Below are 17,391 nucleotides of genomic sequence, written 5' to 3' on the forward strand. Positions count from 1 at the left end.
ACCCATGCACGCTCTCGTACGCCGCCCCTCGCCCCGCCTCGCCGAGGGGCTCGTCACCCACATCGAGCGGCGCCCGGTCGACGTCGGCCTCGCCGGCAGGCAGTGGGACGCGTACGTCGCCGCGATGCGTACCGCCGGCTGGACCACCCACGAGGTCGATCCCGCCGACGACTGCCCGGACTCGGTCTTCGTCGAGGACACGATGGTCGTCCTCGCGGACCTGGCCGTGATCAGCCGACCGGGTGCGCTGGAACGGCGCCCGGAGATCGACGCGGCCGAGGACGCGGTCCGCGAGCGGGGCTACCGGGTCGCCCACATCGAGGCGCCCGGGACCCTAGACGGTGGCGACGTGCTCAAGCACGGCGACATCGTGTGGGTGGGGGAGGGCGGGCGTACGAACGCGGAGGGCATCGCGCAGCTCCGGGCGCTGCTCGGACCACTGGGCGCCGAGGTGGTCGCCGTCCCCCTGACGAAGGTGCTCCATCTCAAGTCGGCCGTCACCGCGCTCCCCGACGGCACCGTCATCGGCCACGAGCCGCTGGTCGACGACCCGAGCGTGTGGGGAGCCCGGTTCCTGCCGGTCCCGGAGGAATCGGGCTCCCACGTGGTCGTCCTCGACGACCGCACGCTGCTGATGGCCGCCTCGGCACCGCTGAGCAGAGCGATGTTCGAGGAGCGCGGCTACACGGTCGTCGCGGTCGACATCTCCGAGTTCGAGAAGCTCGAAGGCTGCGTGACCTGTCTGTCCGTGCGGCTACGAGCAGCTCAGGGCTGACCTCAGGGCTGACCTCAGGGCTGGATCGGCATCGTCGCGCAGTTGGATCCGGCAGCGACGCCCTTGACCCGGTCGGTGACCCAGTTGATCGCGGCGGTCTGGTCGACGAGCAACGGGGTCACGTGGTTGGTGACCAGCCCGTCGCCGAGGTTGGGCAGGATGACCGCCTGGTAGGTCACCTTCGCTCCTCGGCCGCACCAGTCGACGGCCAGCTGACGGGACTGCGCGTGCGGGACGATGTCGTCCTCGGTGCCGGTGGCCAGGCGTACCGGGATCCGCGGCTTCACGTGCCCGAGCTTCTGCTCGGCGATGATCGCTTCCACCGCGGGCTCGCGCTCGATGATGTCGTCGAGGCTCTCCCCGGACTTCGTCCAGCTGGTGCTGCGCTGGAACGGGTAGCCGATGATCCCGTCCGCCACGCACGCGGTCGACAGGTCCTCGAGCGCCGCCTGGCCTGCCTCGTTGAGGTTCTCGTCCAGGATCGGCCGCAGCTCCGGGTTGGACTGGGCCAGACCGTTGATGGTCCAGCCGAGAGCGGCGACGAGCGCGGAGCCGTCGATGCCCTCTGCGGTCGCCCGGAGGTCTGCGGGCGGCGCGCCGACGTAGGCGCCGACGAGGTTGATCTCGGGAGCGTACGTCGCGGCGAGCTCCGAGGCCGATCCGGTCGCCCCGCCGCCCTGGCTGTAGCCGTAGAGCGCGACTCGCGACCCGGCGGTCACCGATGCCTCCGGCACCTCGCGCGCTGCCCGCGCGGCGTCGAGGACGGCGTGACCGCCGTCGACACGGTCGACGTAGGTGTGGAGCCGGTCGGTGGCGCCCAGGCCGACGTAGTCGGTGACCATCACCGCCACGCCGCGCGCCAGGAGACGGTAGATCCCGATGTCCTCGTAGCCCACCGAGACCGTCTTGCCGTTGAAGAGGATCGGACGCTCCAGACCCAGTGAGGCGGAGCACTGGTCGCCCTGGCCCATGGTGCCGGGCGCAACGACCACGAGCGGCCGGTCGCCGGCACCGCTCCAGGCCGCGAACGGCTCGATGTAGGCGCCGGTCACCGCGGCCGGGGCGCCGTTGTTGTCGGTGGTCTTGTACATGACCCGGGTCGCGGTGCCGGGCAGCGAGCCGATGCCCGGGATCGAGAGGCCGACGCCGAGGGGGAGCGGCTCGGTGCGTACGAGCGCTCCGTTCGCGCCCGGCAGCGTCGCCGGCGGGTTGTAGAACTCCGGGATCTCGACGCCGCGGGAGACGACGGTGGTGCCGGTGTCAGCGGCGACGGCAGGGGCAGCCAGGGCGGCCGGAGCGACCGCAGCGACGGCCAGGGCGGTGGCAAACAACATCCGTGGTGCGTGCTGAGACATGGGGGACTCTCCTCACGTGAGCGGGACCACTTCGTCCCGAGTTACTGAAGAGTAATGTGATCGCCGTCACGACGACAAGGGTTTCAGTCAACATTCGTACACCGAAACCGGCTGACGCAGGATCGTCCTCAGCCTGGCGGGCTCCACCCGCCGCGGATCACCGAGATAGATCTCGTGATGCTTCCCGGTCATCCGCAGCCCGCGCTCCGGGATGAACCGCTCGTGCATCTCCTCGAGGACCGGGCCCTCCGCGTCGTACGGACCGATGTGCAGGGTCTGCACACAGGAGCCCTCCGCGAGCGTCTCCCGCCGGACCTTGTCCAGGCTTGCGGGACGGTCCTTGGCGGAGACCTTGGCCACGGCATCCTCGAACATCTGTTCGGTGATCCAGTCGGGCGTCATGATCATCGCCGTCCAGTCCCACTGCGACTTGTCCCGCGTCCGGGTGAACGCGTCCATGTCCTCGGCCCACCACAGCGCCTCCAGCGGCGGCACCACATAGTCACGGCCATCCGTCTTGCTGGCGAACTTCAGCGTGTACGCCACCGGATAGAGCGCCGCCAGCGCGTCCGCGTACTCCTGGGCGGTGTTGGGGTCGCCGTGCCCGTCGACCATCAGGTAGGGGAGTGGTGGCATCTCGAGGACCCGGAACTCACCCTGTCGCGCCCGATAGCCGTCGATCGTCTTCTTCAGATCCACCTTCGCCGCCATGGGCCCATGATGCCGCGAAACTCGGGTGCCGTCGGCGGAGTCTGCGCCTACGCTCCGGACATGGCAACCGTGGAGGACGTGCGCTGGCTCGGCTCGAGCCTCGAGCGGTCCTACGAGGTCTTCGTACGCGGTCGGCTCAAGTTCCGGGTCGGCTCGATCGTCTATGTCGCCTTCTCCCTGGACGAGACCGAGATGGGGTTCGGCTTCCCGAAGGAGGAGCGTGCCGCCCTGGTCGCCAGCACGCCCGAGAAGTTCCATCTGCCCCGCGAGTCGGAGATGCGGTTCAACTGGGTGGAGTCGTCCCTGGCCGAGCTCGACCCGGTCGAGGCGTGCGAGTTCGTGGTGGACGCCTGGCGCCTGTGCGTACCGAAGAAGGTCTCCGCCGCCTACGACCTCACCCATCCCGGCGGCCCGGGACCGGACCGTCCCGAGACCGGGCCAGCAGACGGGCCGGCGAACGGGGGAGAGCGATGATCCTGGCCAAGGAGCGCGACCCGCGCCTGATCACCGTCCGCCGCGGCGGGACGCTCACCGACACCGACCACCACCTGCTCGCCCTATGGGCGGCGACCTGCGCCGAGCACGTCCTCCCGCTCTTCGAGGCGGAGTGTCCCGACGACCCGCGGCCGCGAGAGGCCATCGAGGCGGCCCGGGCCTGGACCCGCGGTGAGCTGAAGATGATGGAGGCTCGCGCTCTCGGCGGTCACGCCATGGGTGCGGCCCGGCCGTTGAGCGGAGCCGCCCGCAATGCCGCCTACGCCGCCGGCCAGGCCGGCGTGGTCGCCCATGTCGCGGCCCACGACCTGGGCGCGGCGGCGTACGCCATCAAGGCCGTGCGCGACGCCGCCCCACCTGGCGAGGCCGTCGAGGCCGGGCGCCGGGAGTGCCACTGGCAGCGCGCGCAGCTCCCGGATCCCGTCCGCGACCTCGTCCTCGACGACCAGCGGATCCGCAACGACATCTGCTGGTCGGTCTTCGACTGCTGAGGTCAAGCCGTTCAGATGGCCTCGACATCGGCGGCGACGTGGCGATAGCCCCACGTTTCGTAGACGACGACCGTCACGAAGGGCGCGGCGGCAACGATCAGCAGCGACCAGCCGAGCGAGACACCGGTCGCCGCCGCGACCACGCCGAGCGCCAGGACCGCGAGCATGCCGACGGCCAGGTTGACGTGCAGCATGTCGATGCGCCTCATCAGTGCTGAGTAGATGCCGAAGTACGCGATCGTGAAGACTGCCAGCGGGATCACGACCGACAGCACCGCTCCGAGGACGCCGATGGTCGCCTCGCCCTCCATGACGTACGCCGCCACATGGATGCCACCGCCGAAGGCTGCCACCGAGGCGAAGATGAGGATATGGCCGTAGGCGAAGACCCAGGCCCGTTCTCGATGGCGCTCGATGAAGTGCGCAAACGGAATGATGTAGTAGTCCCACCAGATCCCGAATGCCAACAGCGTGCCGGCGACCACGAGCAGGATCGACTCCTGTGACCAGCCGACGTGCTCGACGGCCGAGGCCACTGCCGCGACCGTTCCGAGGATGACCTCGCCCAGCGTGATGATGAGCAGCAGCCCGTAGCGCTCAGCGATGTGTTCGGCATTCCAGGGCATGCCCCAGCGGCGTTTGGCGTAGATCGGGCCGATCATCTCGATGCCGTAGAAGATGACCGACGCGAGCACCACCAGTGCCACAGAGCTCGTCTGAGCCACCGCAAGGCCCACCCAGCCGACCTGCGCGACAAGGATCGAACCGGCATAGGTGAGCGCGGTGTTGCGGTAGGCGGGGGACTGTGACGCAGCCCGGAGCCATTGGGCGACCATCGCGACGCGCATCACGATGTAGCCCCCGACCAGGACGCGGTTGTCGAGCACTCCACCGTGGTCGATCGACTCGAACAACGGCGCGACGCCGAGGGCCACGACGATGGCGCCGGCCATCTGCACGATCGTCAGCGCGCGGAAGACCCAGTCGTCGGTGTCGAACCCGGAGGCGAACCACGCGAAGTTGATCCATGCCCAGCAGATCGCCACGACGGTGAACAGGAACCCGCCGATCGCGGGCCCCAGGTGCTCCTCGGCCACCAGGTGAGCGAACGCGTTGCCGGCTTGCGCGAACGCGACGACGAACGCAAGGTCGAACAGCAGCTCCAGGGGAGTGGCGGAGCGACCCACCTCGTTGGGGTCGCGTCCGCTCATCCGCATCAGCCGATGAGGTCGCACCACGGTCATGGCGAAGATCCTGCCACCACCGCGCCGTCGCGGCGAGAGGAGTTTTCAGGACGCCAGGCGACGTCGGAGCACCTGCGGTGACCATCGAGTTAACGTCGACCACATGGATCAGGCGCGCGAACGGCTCGAGGCGGAGCGCCGCCAGACGCTCGCGCGCCTGGCAGACCTCAGCGACGACTTCGACGCCGTGGTCGCGGCCTCGCGCGACACCAACGCCGATGACGAGCACGATCCCGAGGGCGCGACGATCGCCTTCGAACGGTCCCAGGTCCAAGCGCTCGTACGTCAGGCGCGTGAGCATCTCGACGAGATCGAGGCTGCACTGGAGCGCCTGGGTGCGGGTACGTACGGGACCTGTGAGGAATGCGGGCTGCCGATCGGCGAGGGCCGGCTCGAGGCGCGCCCGGTGGCGCGCACCTGCATCAGCTGCGCCGGGAAGCCGAGGACACGGCTCCGCTAGCCGCGATGACGGCGATGGCGGCCGGGCTGGTGACGCATCTCGACGAGATCGTCGTTGATCCGGCGTGCGCGCCGTCTCTCCAGCCTCGCCAGCAGGAAACCGACGGCAGCCGCGAGCACCATCAGGACGAGGAGCACCACGACCGTGGCTCCCACCATGTCCAGAACGTGGCTCATGGCGAGCAGGTACCCGATGTCGGCAGCGCCCATGCGCACTCCGATACGTTGACTCTCATGTCAGATGCACCCGAAGGTCCGATCCGCCTGTGCTGCCTCCTGTGGGCACACGGGGGAGAGGCCGAGGCCCTCCATGCCTACGAGGACCGTGTCCTGAAGCTGATCTCGGAGCACGGCGGGGAAGTGGTGCACCGTGCGTTCGCCGACGACGCACCCGGGCAGCCCGACGAGGTCCAGCTCTTCCGGTTCCCGGACCAGGCCTCGCTGGACGCCTACCTGAGCGACGAGCGGCGTACGGCACTCAGCGCCGAGCGCGACGCGGCCGTCGCACGCACCGAGCTGTTCCCGGTCCGGTTCTGAGGATCGGTTCTGAGGATCGGTTACTGTCAGCCTCAGCCGGTGCTCGAGCACCCAACCCGGAAGAGGTCTGTGATGGTCGTTGCTGGATTGGTGCTCGCCGCGCTGGCCGCCCTGGTGCACGTCTACATCTTCGTCATGGAGTCGTTGACCTGGACGAGCCCGAAGACGCGCGCCGTGTTCGGGCTGGGCGCCGAGGAGGCCGAGGCGACCAAGGAACTGGCCTTCAATCAGGGCTTCTACAACCTCTTCCTCGCCATCGTCACCGGGGTCGGTATCGTCCTGTTCCCGGTGTGCTCCGAGGCGGTCGGCGCCGCGCTGGTCTTCGCGGGAGCAGGTTCGATGGCGGCCGCGGCGGCGGTGCTGTTCGTCTCCTCGCCCGACAAGCGCGGCGCGGCCCTCAAGCAGGGCGTGATCCCGCTGCTCGCCGTCGTCACCCTGGCGATCAGCGTGGCTGTGAGCTAGCCAGGAACTCGAGCAGGAGCCGGTTGGTCTCTTCGGGGCGCTCCTGCTGGACCCAGTGACCGCACCGGGGGAGCACCGCCGACCGAGTGAGTCCCGGCAGGGTCTGGTCGAAGCGCTCGATCTGGCGGCGGCCGGTGATCGCGGGACCGTCGTACTCACCGGCTACGAAGAGCGAGGGCACCGTGATCGGCACGTCTCCGAAGGCCGCGAGATCCTCCCAGTCGCGGTCGATGTTGCGGTAGCGCGCCAGCGGACCGAAGAAGTCGGACTCGGCGAACTCGCGGGCGTAGAAGTCCATATCGGCATCGGTCAGCCATGCAGGCATCTCGGCGGGATGGATGAACTGGTCCGAGAGCCGGTCGCCGCGTGGCACCAGCCCGAGCGCCCCACGCGGATCCCCACCGGCGGCGAGGACGCCGTCGCCCGAGATCGAGTAGTAGATGCCGAGCAGCCAGCGGCGTACGTCGGGCAGGATCTCGGCCTCGACGACACCCGGGGCCTGGAAGTAGGAGATGTAGAAGTCTTCGTCCTCACCGCCGGCCTGGGCCATCGCCTCGGTGGGCCGACGGCGTCCGGAGGGGCTGAACGGCACCGACAGACCGGCTACAGCGGTGAAGACGTCGGGCCTCAGCTGAGCCGACGTCCAGGCGATGGGAGCGCCCCAGTCGTGGCCGACGATGGTGGCGGTCTCCGCGCCCAGGGCGTGCACCAGAGCGACGTTGTCGCCGACATGGCGCAGCATCCGGTAGTCCTCGATGGCGGTCGGCTTCGAGGAACCGCCATATCCGCGGACGTCCATCGCGACCGCCCGGTAGCCCGCATCGGCGAGCGCGGCGATCTGGTGGCGCCACGAGTACCACGACTCCGGAAACCCGTGCACCAGGATCACGAGCCGGCCGGCCGCCGGCCCTGACTCCACCCAGTGCAGGTCGATTCCGTTGACGTGTTCGGTGCGGTGAGTTATAGCGGTGTCGGCCACGGCCGGAGTCTGCCATCTCACCCAAATTCCGCGATAGTACCCCCTATCGCAGAAATGTTCGAAAAGACTGTAATATCGGGGGATGTGAGCGTACCTGACGATGGTGTGATGTTCGGCGATGTCGTCGAGGACTTCCTGACCGACCGGGCGACTCTCACGCGCCGCGGGCTCAACGACAAGTCTCGCAGCGCCTACCGCCAGGACATCACCGCCTGGGCACGGCAGCTGCATCTCGACGCCGGCAGCGAGCCTGACACCGAGGTCCTGGCGCTGGTCCCGATCTCGGCGCTGACCGACCAGAACGTACGCATCGCCTACAGGTCGCTGCGGGAGAGCTCGGCCGCGGCGACCTGTCAGCGTCGCGTCGGCACGCTGCGGCTCTTCACCCACTGGCTGCAGCTCGAGGGACACCTGCTGGTGGATCCCACGCTGCGCATCGAGGCGCCCGAGCGGCCCAGCCGGCTGCCGGCCGGCTGGAGCGTCGACGAGCTCCGTCGCCTGGCGCGGGTGGCTTCGACGCCACGCGAAGGCGCCGACCGGCGCCGCTGGCCGGCTCGTGACCGGGCGATCTTCGCGGTCCTGGTCACCACCGGCGTACGCGCCGCGGAGCTGTGCGGTCTCACCGTCGGCGCCATCCGGCGCGAGCCCGACGGCGAGACGCTGGTGCGGGTCATCGGCAAGGGTGACAAGCAGCGCAACCTGCCACTGCCGCCCGAGGCCGTGGATGCGGTCGACGTCTACCTGGCCGAGCTGGAGGCCCGTTTCGGGGCGCGCGACACCGCCGACCACCTGTTCGTACTGACCTCGGGCAAACAGCTGCGTCCCGGCGCGCTCAACCATCTGGTCGAGACCTGGATCCGCCTCGCCGGCGTCCCGAAACAGCCTGGCGAGGCCGCGCACGCGTTTCGACACAGCGCCGCCAAGGGGCTGATCCGTTCCGGCGTACCGGTGCCGGCGGTGCAGGGGCTGCTCGGCCACGAAGACCTCAAGACGACCGGGATCTACGTCAAGGCGACTGCCGCCGACACGCGCGACGCCGTCCTGCTCTCACCGGCGCGCGAAGTCCTGCGGGAGACGGCTGTGCCGCCATCGGACTGAACGTGGTGATCACGCGTGCGGCTTTACCGCACGGGTTGCGATGTAGGCGGACAGGTGCTGGGCCGTGGCGTCGGCGTGGTGTGGCGCTTCGCTGAGGTGGGTCAGGATGAATCCTGCCGCCAACTGCCCACCGATCTGTTCGGTCAGCGAGTGGCTGTACTCGATCGGGCCGCTTCCGTAGGCGCGCATCCGGTCGTCCTCGGAGAGGTCGAGCGAGCTGAACGGCAGCCGGTGACGTACGACCAGCTCCTGCCGGTCGAGCGCCACCTCGTCGAAGATGTAGACGTCCGGGTTCATGAATCCGACCATGAGCGTGCCACCGGGACGCAGCACCCGAGATGCTTCCTGCCAGACCGGCGTCAGATCGGGACAGAACACGTTCGACACCGGGTTCACGATCACGTCGAAGCTGGCATCGTCGAAGACACCGAGGTCGCGCATGTCGCCGAGCACGGTGCGAAGCTGCAGCCCGTCACGAGCGGCCACCTCGTCGTCACGGGCCAGCTGCTTGGGCGAGTTGTCGAAGACGGTCACCGTGGCGCCTGCAGCCGCGAGGACGGGTCCTTGCTGGCCACCGCCTGACGCCAGGCAGAGCACCCGAGCACCCGCCAGTTCGGACGGAAACCAATCACGCGGAATCGGCTCGTGACCGATCAGCACCACCGACCAGTCGCCCTGACGTGCCTTCGCGATCACCTCGGGGCCGACCGGCCGGGACCATTCGTTGTCATTGTCGACCAGTTCGTCCCACGCGACGCGGTTGTGTGCGGTCGGGTCGAAGTCTTCTGCCACAACAGCGAACCCTAACGCTCCAGCCCTGCTTTCGACCGGTGGATAATTCGCCGATAATGCACATTATGTCAAGTGAAGCAGGAGTGCCCGGGTCGAGAACGACCCGGGCACTCCCCTTCCTACTGGAAGCGGTACGCGCGGATGATGGTCTGCCGCACGCTGTTGCCGGCGGAGTCGGTCGCCTGAGCCCGCAGGGAGACGAAGCCGCTGCCGCTCGGATGCCGCACCCAGGTTGCCGCCTTCTCGTCGTGCCGGTCGACGTCCAGCTTCCGCCAGGTCTTGCCGTCGTCGAACGACGCCTCGACGCTCAGGCTCCGGGTCTTCGCGGGCGCCGCGCCGATCTGCCGGTCCAGCGAGATCGGCACCCTGAGCGACCGGCCCGCGGGCGCGGTGCTCTCGATGTCGAGATCCGGAGAGAACCGGACCGCCGTCATCGGAAGATGCACCAGCTCGCCCTCGGGCACGTGCGCCGACCTGAAGGTCCATTCCGCCTCGACCAGTGTCGACAGCGTGAACGCGGGGTCGCTCTCGAACCTCGCGTGGATCCGGTAGCTGCCGGGCTCGGCGGGGACGTCGATGGCGTCCCTGATCCACGATGACCGACCGACCAGCGTCTCGTTCCGATGGACGGTGACGTCAACCTTTCCGCTCCGCGGGAAGCGGAAGCCCTCGTGCCCGCTGCCGTCTCCGTGCAGCGGCCCCGGGACGCCCATCGTGTCGCCCCAGTAGCGGGTCGCGTACTGCTGGTCGAACTCCGGTTCCGGGAACACCGGACCCTCGACACCACTCGCCCACTCCTCCTCGTAGACCCGTCCGGGCTTGTACGAGGTCCAGTTCGACTCGTAGTGGGTGTAGCCCTGCTGGCTGTTCGAGATCAGCCATTCGGCTTCCTGGTCCCGGTTGTAGTGCTCGACGATGGTGCGCGGCGCGTCGTACCTGAGCGTCAGCGGCCTGGTCCTGCCGTCCAGGCTGCTCATGATCGGCGAGTTGCCGGGTGCCCGGGCCACCGCGACCCGGTCCACCGGTACGTCGGGGACGTCCGCCCCGACCCGCGACCGCACCGTGGCGAAGTCGCCGGGACGCAGAGTCTTCGTCTTCCCGGCCATCATCCGACCGCGCTCGTAGAAGTAGACCTGGTAGACCGAGTCGCTGTTGATCTGCGCCTGGGCCCAGGTCCCCGAGATGTAGGAGACGAAGCCCGCCGCCTTCTTGCTGCCGCTCGCCCGACCGGTCCGGAGATCGGCGAGGTTCACGTTCATCAGCGTCGTGTAGGGGTCGTTGGAGCCCCAGATCTGTGGTGCCTGGGTGCGGATCGTCCAGCCGACCTCGGTGTGCCGGAGGACGGCCGACCTGTCCGGGACCGTGATCGCCACGGCCTTGGCGGAGCGTGCGTCCATCGTGACGGACCGATCCGCGTCGAGCCTCACCCCCGGGTCGACCAGCGAGGTGATCGCGGGGGCCTCCTCCGAGCCGGTGAGCAGGTAGGACTGGGCGACATAACGACCCGCCGGCAATCGCACCGAAGCGGTGTCGCCGGTGTGCGCGATCGACCGGATCGTCTGCCGGTCGACGTCGGTCAGGATCGTGACCCACCGCGGGTTGTCGCCGGTGGCGCCCGGCGTACGCACGGTCAGCGTGTGTCGTGCCTTGTCCAGCGCTATCGGCGTCTGCACGCGCGCGGCGCCCGAGGTGGCGGTGATCTGGCCGCCGTAGGGCTCGTCCGGCAGGTCCTCCCCCGGCGCGACGGTGACCTTCACCGACGCCTCTCCCCCAGCCGGCACGGTGAGGGTCGAAGCACTCAGGGTGAACAGCCCGGCCGGCGCGTTCGAGCGCAGGCTCAGGTCGAGCCTCACCTCCGACTCGCCGCTGTTGGCGTAGGTGACGGTGCCGTCCTGGCCCGTCGTCGCACGGTCGAAACCGAGACTGACCGGCTCGGCGGTGACCTTCTGGTCGATGGCGCGCGCGACGTCGACGAAGCCCGCACCCTGCTCGTACGAGGTGTGGTCGGCGTCCGGTGCGGCCGCCGACATCAGCGTGGCCTTGAGCTGTCGCGCGGTCCACTCGGGATGCTCCTGGGCCAGCAGGGCGGCGGCGCCGGCCACGTGCGGCGTGGCCATCGAGGTGCCGTTCAGGCTGGCGTACGCCCCGTCCTCGGTGAACGGCGGCAGGTCGCTCGCCGAGGAACGGGCCGCCGCGATCGCCACGCCGGGCGCGGTGATGTCCGGCTTGACGTCCGCGTCGGTCGTCGTCGGGCCACGGCTGGAGAACTCCGCGAGCTCCTTGGTCTTGGAGACCGCGCCCACGGTGAGAGCTTCCTCGGCGCTGCCCGGCGAGTTGATGGTGCCCTCGTCGGGCCCGCTGTTGCCCGCGGCGATCACGAAGAGGGTCCCGTACTGCGCCGTCAGGTCGTGGACGGCGGCCTCGAGCGGATCGACGCCCGGGGTGTCCTCGCCGCCCAGACTCAGGTTGGCGACGGCCGCACCCTGCTCGGCCGCCCACTGCATGCCCGCCAGGATCGACGACTCGGGGCAACCCTCGACCAGACACACCTTCGCGCTGAGCAGCTTCGCGTCCGGGGCGACGCCCTTGTACCGGCCCTCGGAGGCGACGCCGGTCCCGACAATCGTCGAGGCGACGTGCGTGCCGTGTCCGGCGTAGTCGGTGAGGTCATCGGAGCCGGTGAAGTCGACCGCCTCGGCGACCCTGCCGGCCAGATCCGGATGCTGCAGATCCACGCCGGAGTCGATCACGGCGACCTTCACGCCCGTCCCGGTCAGCCCGGACTCCCAGGCCGTGGTGGCGCCGGTCAGCGGCACGCTCACGTCCAACGTCGGCTTGCGGAGCCCGTCGAGCCACACCTTGGTGACGCCGGAGCGCAGCTCCCCCGCGTCGGTGAGACTCTTCCAGAGGTCGGCGGGCTCGTCGCGGTCCTGCTCGTACGCCGTCACCCCATCGAGCCGTTGCGTCGATCGAGCGCCGTCGAGCCTGGCGTGGCCCTGGATCAGCAGGGGAAGGGTCCGGCGGGTGTCGTCGTAGCCGAAGTCCAGGAGCGTCGAGACGTCGAACAGGCGTTCGTCGAGTCGACCGCCGGCGAGGAGGCCGGCTGCGTCTGCCGGGATCACGCGTACGTCCTCTCCCGCGCTCGCGGTGACGAACGGGATGTTCTCGCGGCCCTCGCCCGGCTCCACGTCCACAACGGCCTGCCCGTTGCGCCTGCCCACCCGCACCGTGTCACCGGTGATCAACGTGACCGCACGCGTCTTCGTCTCGCCGGGCGGGGCGGATCCCACGGCGGCAGATACGGCGGCGAGCTCTGGGGGCTGCCCGACGGCGACGCCGCCTGGTAGCGCGGTCCACACCGCGGCGCTCGCCGCCGCCAGTGTCGCCGTGATACGGACAAATCGCATGGCTCTCCTAGTCTCATTCCACCTACGGAGAGTCACCATCCACCCGACCGAGCACTGTCGCGAGTGTCCACATGGACCATTCTTTATCGGCGCTGTGGACGCTCACCGGCCGGATTCGGACGCCAACATGCCGGCAGCGCTCGCTGCCATGGCGAGCGCCGTACGCGAGGAGACCTCCAGCTTCCGCATCGCCGACGACAGGTGGCGGTGGACGGTCCGAGGACTGATGAACAGTGTGGCCGCGACTTCCTTGTTGGTCATCCCGCGAGCGACCAGCTGGATCACCTCCACCTCACGAGGGGACAGCTGCTCGCCGTATCCGCGCCGTCCGCGACGCCACGTTCGGGTGACCTCGACACCGTGTTGCCGAAGGACGCGAGCCACCCGATCGGCGTCCCATCGCACCCCCAGCCCGGCGAGACGCTGCTGAGCGTCCGAGAGCACCTGCACCCCCTGGTCGTGCTCCCGCGCCGCCAGCAGGCATCGGCCATGCCGCTCGAGGGCCAACAGCTCGTCGTACGGTCGTGGCAGGTCCGCCCAGGCGAGGGCCGCGTCAGCGAACAGGTCCGCCGCCACGACCAGGTCCCCGTTCGCCTCGGCGAGGATCGCCCGGCAGGTCAGCAGCGCAGCGTCCGCAGCGGGTGCTGCGCGGCCAGCCGTCCAGGTCGCGAAGTCGTCGACCACGTCCGTGGCGCGGCTCAGCTCGCCGTCGGCGACGAGGGCATCGACGTGGACCGGCGCCACGTCGCTTGCCTGGAGCCAGATCCCTTTCCGCCTGATCGCTTCCATCGGAGCTGCCGTCACCCGCACGGCCTCCTGGACGGCGCCATCGGCCAGCAGCAACCTGCCCAGCGCTACTGCTGACAAGGTCGTCGGATCGTCCAGGGTGCCGGTGGCGTGCTCCAAGACCTGTCGGGAACGCCGCTCGGCGGCGTCGCGGTTGCCGACCGCGACCTCCTGCATCGCCCGAACCGACGAGGCCGCCAACCGAAGGAGCGGGTGAGTCTCTTCGTCATCGCCCATCACGGACAGGGTCTCGGCCAGACCGTCCCACCTGCCCGTGTACCAGTCGAGCAGGGCGATGTGGAATCGCGCGTACTCCCCCACGCGCTCGAACCCGGCGTGATGGGCGGACTCGGCGGCCTCTTCCAGTCGTCGGCGCGCCTCGGCGTAGCGGCCCCAGTGGACGGCGCGGTGGGCGACGTTGAAGACGACCTTCACCAGCTGTCGGCGCTCGCCCAAGGTGTCAGCGGACCGTGGAATCTCCTCGGCAGCCCGCCATCCGGTTTCCTCGCCCAGGCTGAGCAGACCTGTCACGCGGTCGAGCGACAGCGCCCGCCGCTCCGCGGGTGACTGGATCTGCGGAATCAGGCGTGTCGCCTGCTCCATCCACTGCAGATGTCGTTCCGCCGGCCAGGAACGTTTCGACTCCGGATCGGCGAGGAACAGCATCGCCCTGGCCGCACGTGCTGGTCGTGACCTCAGCTCACCGACGGCGGTCTCGAACTCGGCATGGCCTGCCTCGAACTCGCCCGCCTGGAACTGCATCCAGCCCAGCAGGAGCCGTACCTCTCCTCGTTCCGCCTCAGGCACATCAGTCACGTCGGGGTCGGCGAGGATTCCCGCGAGGGTCTCCTGGACCACGCTCTCCATCCCGCCCAAGGGAGTGAGCCGGTTGACGGCGACATCGCCCAACCGACGGGCCAGGCGCACCCGCCGAACGGGTGGGTGGGCGATGCTGGTCAGCAGCTCGTGCAGGAGCGTCACTGCCGTGCGCTCGTCACCGGACTCGAGTGCCAGCTCCGCGGCGGCTTCGGCGTAGTGGCTCCACTGCTCGGTCTCGCCGGCCTCGTGGAAGTGGTGGGCCAGACGTACGACGGGCTGTGGCTCCTGTCGCAGCAGGCGATCGGCCGCCCGGCGGTGCAAGGCCCACCGCTCGGAGGCTGGGATCGCGGCGCCGATCGCGAGGGCATCCAGCACGTGCCGGAACGCCAGCCAACCGTTGCCGGCTTCGCGCAGCAGCCCCGAGCCGAGCGCGGCAGCCACCCCGCGCCTGGCCGCGGGCTCATCCAGATCGGCGACGCCGGTCAGGAGAGCCTCATCGGTGGGCTCGGCCAAGATCGCCGCCGCCTGCAGGACCATCCGTCCTTCAGGGGGAAGCCTGCCGGCGCGCTCGAGGACGGAGTCGCGCAGCGTCGGAGGTACGTTCAGTCCCTCGAGCGCTCCTCGGGTCCACCCACCGTCTTGGCGGACGATGTCGTGCCGGTCCCGGAGCATCCAGATCGTCTCCTCCACCGCGAGGGGAAGCCCATCGGTGCGTTCGTGCAGGACGACCGCGAACTGCTCCGACACGGCGTCGGTCTCCAGCATCGACCCCACCAGCTCACGGGTGTCGGCGATGGTCAACGGCGTGAGCTCGATCCGGACCCGTGCGGCGGTCAGCGGGCGTGATGTCAACCGCAGCAGGAGCGACCCCGGCGGAACCTCGGTCGCCCGGTACGTCACCACGACCGACGTCTCCAGGTGGCCCGACGCGGTGAGCAGGAGCCACTCCAGCGTCGCCGCGTCGGCCCAATGAGCATCTTCGACCACCATCACATCGACGCCGAGCCGGTCGACCAGCTCGGACAACGCTGCCAGCAACCGGTGCCGGGTCTCGGCCGGATCGTCCAACGGCTCCGGTGCGGGAGGAAGCCGGGCTGCCCATTCCGGGAACAACGGCCGCAGCGCGCCGGCCAACGGACTCAGCTCGAGGTCGCCCAGCCCGGGTCGCAACCGCCGCAGCCCGTCCACCACCGGTCCCAGCGGGAAGGGTTCGATCATCGGCGGACAGGTCACCATCAGGACCCTGCGGTCGGCCAGGTCCGGCGCCTGCAGGCACTCCCGTACCAGCCGGCTCTTCCCGATCCCCGCCTCTCCCTCGATGAAGGCGACGGTCGGCGGATCGGCCAGCGAGCCGACGAGGAGCGCGAGCTCGGCGGACCGCCCCACGAGAGCGGGCGCCGCCGCCAGCCTCCCGGGTCGAGCCATTCCTGAACCGCCGTGTTCGTCATCGGCGCCGAGACAGGTCGGCGCCTGGGGTGAGGAGATGGTCTCACCCGAGCCTGTGAACCGATTCAAAGGGGCGCGATCTTCGGCTCCCTGTACCGGAACTCGATGACGTCGCGTCTCCGGACAGATCGCCGCGACCTCGGCGGATGACGCTGGCGTCATGACATCCATCAACGAACTTCTCGACAACGTACGAGGCCGGGTGATCACACCCGACGACTCCGACTACGACACCGCACGAGCGGTATGGAACGGCATGATCGACCGTCGTCCGGCCGCTGTCGTGCTGGCCGAGGACGCCGCCGACGTCAGCGCAGCGGTGAACTTCGCGCGCGACAACGGCCTGGCGCTGGCCGTGCGCGGCGGTGGGCACAGCGCGCCGGGTTACGGGACGGTCGATGACGGCGTGGTCGTCGACCTGTCCCCCATGCGTTCGGTCGAGGTCGACGCCGAGGCTCGAACCGCTCGCGTGGGCGGCGGCGCGACGCTCGCCGATCTCAACGAGGCCACCCACGCGCACGGCCTCGCGACCCCCGGCGGGATCGTGTCGACGACCGGCGTCGGCGGCCTGACGCTCGGCGGCGGTATCGGCTACCTCACGCGCGGTTTCGGCCTCTCGATCGACAATCTTCGCTCGGTCGAGGTCGTCACCGCGGACGGACAGGTCCGACGCGCCAGCGAGTCCGAGAACCCCGACCTGTTCTGGGCGCTCCGCGGAGGAAGTGGCAACTTCGGGGTCGTCACCACCTTCGAGCTCGACCTGCACCCCGTGGACCAGGTGGTCGTCGGGCTCTTCTTCTACGAGCTGGAGCACGCCGGCGACCTGCTGCGCTTCTTCCGTACCTGGATCACCGACGCCGACGAGCGCTACGGCGGCTTCCCGGCGTTCCAGATGGCCCCTCCCCTCCCCTTCCTGCCGGAGGAACGCCACGGCGACATGTTCTGCGTCGCCGTCGTCCACTGGAGCGGCCCGATCGAGGAGGGCGAGGCGGCGATGCAGCCGTTCCGCGACCTCGCGCCGCGTGTGGGCGAGATGGTCTCGCCCATGCCGTACCCGTGGCTCAACAGCGCCTTCGACGACCTGTTCCCCCGTGGCGTACGCAGCTACTGGAAGGGCAACTACGTCACCGAGCTGACCGACGAAGCGATCGAGGCGCACCTGGCCCATGGCCCGAAGGCGCCGAACCCGAGCTCGACGATGCACCTGTACCCGATCAACGGTGCCGCCTCCCGCGTCGGCGCGACCGACACCGCGTTCTCCTACCGCCACGCGACCTTCTCGACCGTCATCGTCTCGGCCTGGCCGGACGCTTCGCAGGACGCCGCCAACATCGCCTGGGTTCGCGACTACGCCGCCGCACTCACGCCGCACTCCGAGGCCGGCGGCTACGTGAACTTCATGTCCGACGACGACCAGGGCCGCATCACCGACACCTACGGCAGCAACTACGAGCGACTCAAGAAGGTCAAGCGGGCCTACGACCCGGGGAACCTGTTCAGCCACAACCAGAACATCGCGCCCTAGCCGGGTACAC

Annotated in this window: 16 protein-coding genes; 8 read left to right on the forward strand and 8 right to left on the reverse strand. The window is 69.4% G+C overall.

Features of this window, described 5'->3' with window-relative positions; translation table 11 throughout:
• The first annotated feature begins 4 nt into the window (after window positions 1–4).
• Complete coding sequence (gene ddaH / locus BLT25_RS03515) at window positions 5–775, forward strand: dimethylargininase (RefSeq protein WP_091041918.1); 771 nt, start codon at window positions 5–7, stop codon at window positions 773–775.
• 14 nt (window positions 776–789) lie between these two features.
• On the opposite strand, the gene BLT25_RS03520 is transcribed toward ddaH, so the two are convergent.
• On the reverse strand, window positions 790–2,130 hold the full coding sequence (locus tag BLT25_RS03520; protein ID WP_176883567.1) for a lipase family protein: 1,341 nt from the start codon (window positions 2,128–2,130) through the stop codon (window positions 790–792).
• 87 nt (window positions 2,131–2,217) lie between these two features.
• Window positions 2,218–2,841: a GyrI-like domain-containing protein gene (locus tag BLT25_RS03525; RefSeq protein ID WP_091041923.1), complete on the reverse strand. Its 624-nt coding sequence runs from the start codon at window positions 2,839–2,841 to the stop codon at window positions 2,218–2,220.
• Window positions 2,842–2,901: 60 nt separating this feature from the next.
• Here BLT25_RS03525 and BLT25_RS03530 point away from each other — a divergent pair, with 60 nt between their 5' ends.
• Both BLT25_RS03530 and BLT25_RS03535 read left to right on the forward strand, forming a co-directional pair.
• Window positions 2,902–3,315 (forward strand): MmcQ/YjbR family DNA-binding protein, encoded by a 414-nt coding sequence (locus BLT25_RS03530; RefSeq protein ID WP_091042477.1) that lies wholly within the window; start codon window positions 2,902–2,904, stop codon window positions 3,313–3,315.
• Window positions 3,312–3,827, forward strand: coding sequence for a putative immunity protein (locus tag BLT25_RS03535; protein WP_091041925.1), 516 nt, complete (start codon window positions 3,312–3,314; stop codon window positions 3,825–3,827). The genes BLT25_RS03530 and BLT25_RS03535 overlap by 4 nt, the downstream gene beginning before the upstream one ends.
• Window positions 3,828–3,838: 11 nt before the next feature.
• Here the strand turns inward: BLT25_RS03535 and BLT25_RS03540 are convergent, their stop codons facing one another.
• Window positions 3,839–5,071 (reverse strand): low temperature requirement protein A, encoded by a 1,233-nt coding sequence (locus BLT25_RS03540; RefSeq protein WP_091041927.1) that lies wholly within the window; start codon window positions 5,069–5,071, stop codon window positions 3,839–3,841.
• Window positions 5,072–5,174: 103 nt separating this feature from the next.
• On the opposite strand from BLT25_RS03540, the gene BLT25_RS03545 reads away from it, so the two are divergent.
• Window positions 5,175–5,531 (forward strand): TraR/DksA family transcriptional regulator, encoded by a 357-nt coding sequence (locus BLT25_RS03545; protein WP_091041930.1) that lies wholly within the window; start codon window positions 5,175–5,177, stop codon window positions 5,529–5,531.
• Here BLT25_RS03545 and BLT25_RS03550 read toward each other — a convergent pair.
• The gene (locus BLT25_RS03550; RefSeq protein WP_091041932.1) at window positions 5,528–5,740 is read right to left on the reverse strand and encodes a hypothetical protein; all 213 of its coding nucleotides are present in this window, start codon (window positions 5,738–5,740) and stop codon (window positions 5,528–5,530) included. The genes BLT25_RS03545 and BLT25_RS03550 overlap by 4 nt on opposite strands.
• Window positions 5,741–5,764: 24 nt before the next feature.
• Between BLT25_RS03550 and BLT25_RS03555 the strand changes: the two genes are divergently transcribed.
• Window positions 5,765–6,067 (forward strand): hypothetical protein, encoded by a 303-nt coding sequence (locus tag BLT25_RS03555; protein ID WP_091041935.1) that lies wholly within the window; start codon window positions 5,765–5,767, stop codon window positions 6,065–6,067.
• 72 nt (window positions 6,068–6,139) lie between these two features.
• Window positions 6,140–6,529, forward strand: coding sequence for a DUF1304 domain-containing protein (locus BLT25_RS03560; RefSeq protein WP_091041937.1), 390 nt, complete (start codon window positions 6,140–6,142; stop codon window positions 6,527–6,529).
• Here the strand turns inward: BLT25_RS03560 and BLT25_RS03565 are convergent.
• Window positions 6,510–7,508 carry an alpha/beta fold hydrolase gene (locus tag BLT25_RS03565; RefSeq protein WP_091041940.1) on the reverse strand — a complete coding sequence of 333 codons (999 nt, stop codon included), beginning with the start codon at window positions 7,506–7,508 and terminating at the stop codon, window positions 6,510–6,512. The two genes, BLT25_RS03560 and BLT25_RS03565, sit on opposite strands and share 20 nt — an antisense overlap.
• An 84-nt stretch (window positions 7,509–7,592) precedes the next feature.
• Between BLT25_RS03565 and BLT25_RS03570 the strand changes: the two genes are divergently transcribed.
• Window positions 7,593–8,606 (forward strand): tyrosine-type recombinase/integrase, encoded by a 1,014-nt coding sequence (locus BLT25_RS03570; protein WP_256328431.1) that lies wholly within the window; start codon window positions 7,593–7,595, stop codon window positions 8,604–8,606.
• A gap of 9 nt (window positions 8,607–8,615) precedes the next feature.
• Here the strand turns inward: BLT25_RS03570 and BLT25_RS03575 are convergent, their stop codons facing one another.
• The 3 genes from BLT25_RS03575 to BLT25_RS03585 form a co-directional block, all read right to left on the reverse strand.
• Window positions 8,616–9,398 carry a class I SAM-dependent methyltransferase gene (locus tag BLT25_RS03575; RefSeq protein ID WP_091041946.1) on the reverse strand — a complete coding sequence of 261 codons (783 nt, stop codon included), beginning with the start codon at window positions 9,396–9,398 and terminating at the stop codon, window positions 8,616–8,618.
• A 119-nt stretch (window positions 9,399–9,517) separates the two neighbouring features.
• Entirely contained in the window at window positions 9,518–12,805 is a 3,288-nt protein-coding gene (locus tag BLT25_RS03580) for a S8 family serine peptidase (protein ID WP_091041948.1), read from the reverse strand.
• Window positions 12,806–12,907: 102 nt separating this feature from the next.
• A complete protein-coding gene (locus BLT25_RS03585; RefSeq protein WP_176883569.1) occupies window positions 12,908–15,835 on the reverse strand; it encodes a helix-turn-helix transcriptional regulator in 2,928 nt (975 codons plus the stop codon).
• Between the two features lie 181 nt (window positions 15,836–16,016).
• Between BLT25_RS03585 and BLT25_RS03590 the strand changes: the two genes are divergently transcribed.
• The gene (locus BLT25_RS03590) at window positions 16,017–17,381 is read left to right on the forward strand and encodes an FAD-binding oxidoreductase (protein ID WP_091041952.1); all 1,365 of its coding nucleotides are present in this window, start codon (window positions 16,017–16,019) and stop codon (window positions 17,379–17,381) included.
• Window positions 17,382–17,391: the final 10 nt, after the last annotated feature.

The sequence above is a fragment of the Nocardioides sp. YR527 genome (assembly GCF_900101045.1).
In the GTDB taxonomy this organism is placed as follows: domain Bacteria; phylum Actinomycetota; class Actinomycetes; order Propionibacteriales; family Nocardioidaceae; genus Nocardioides.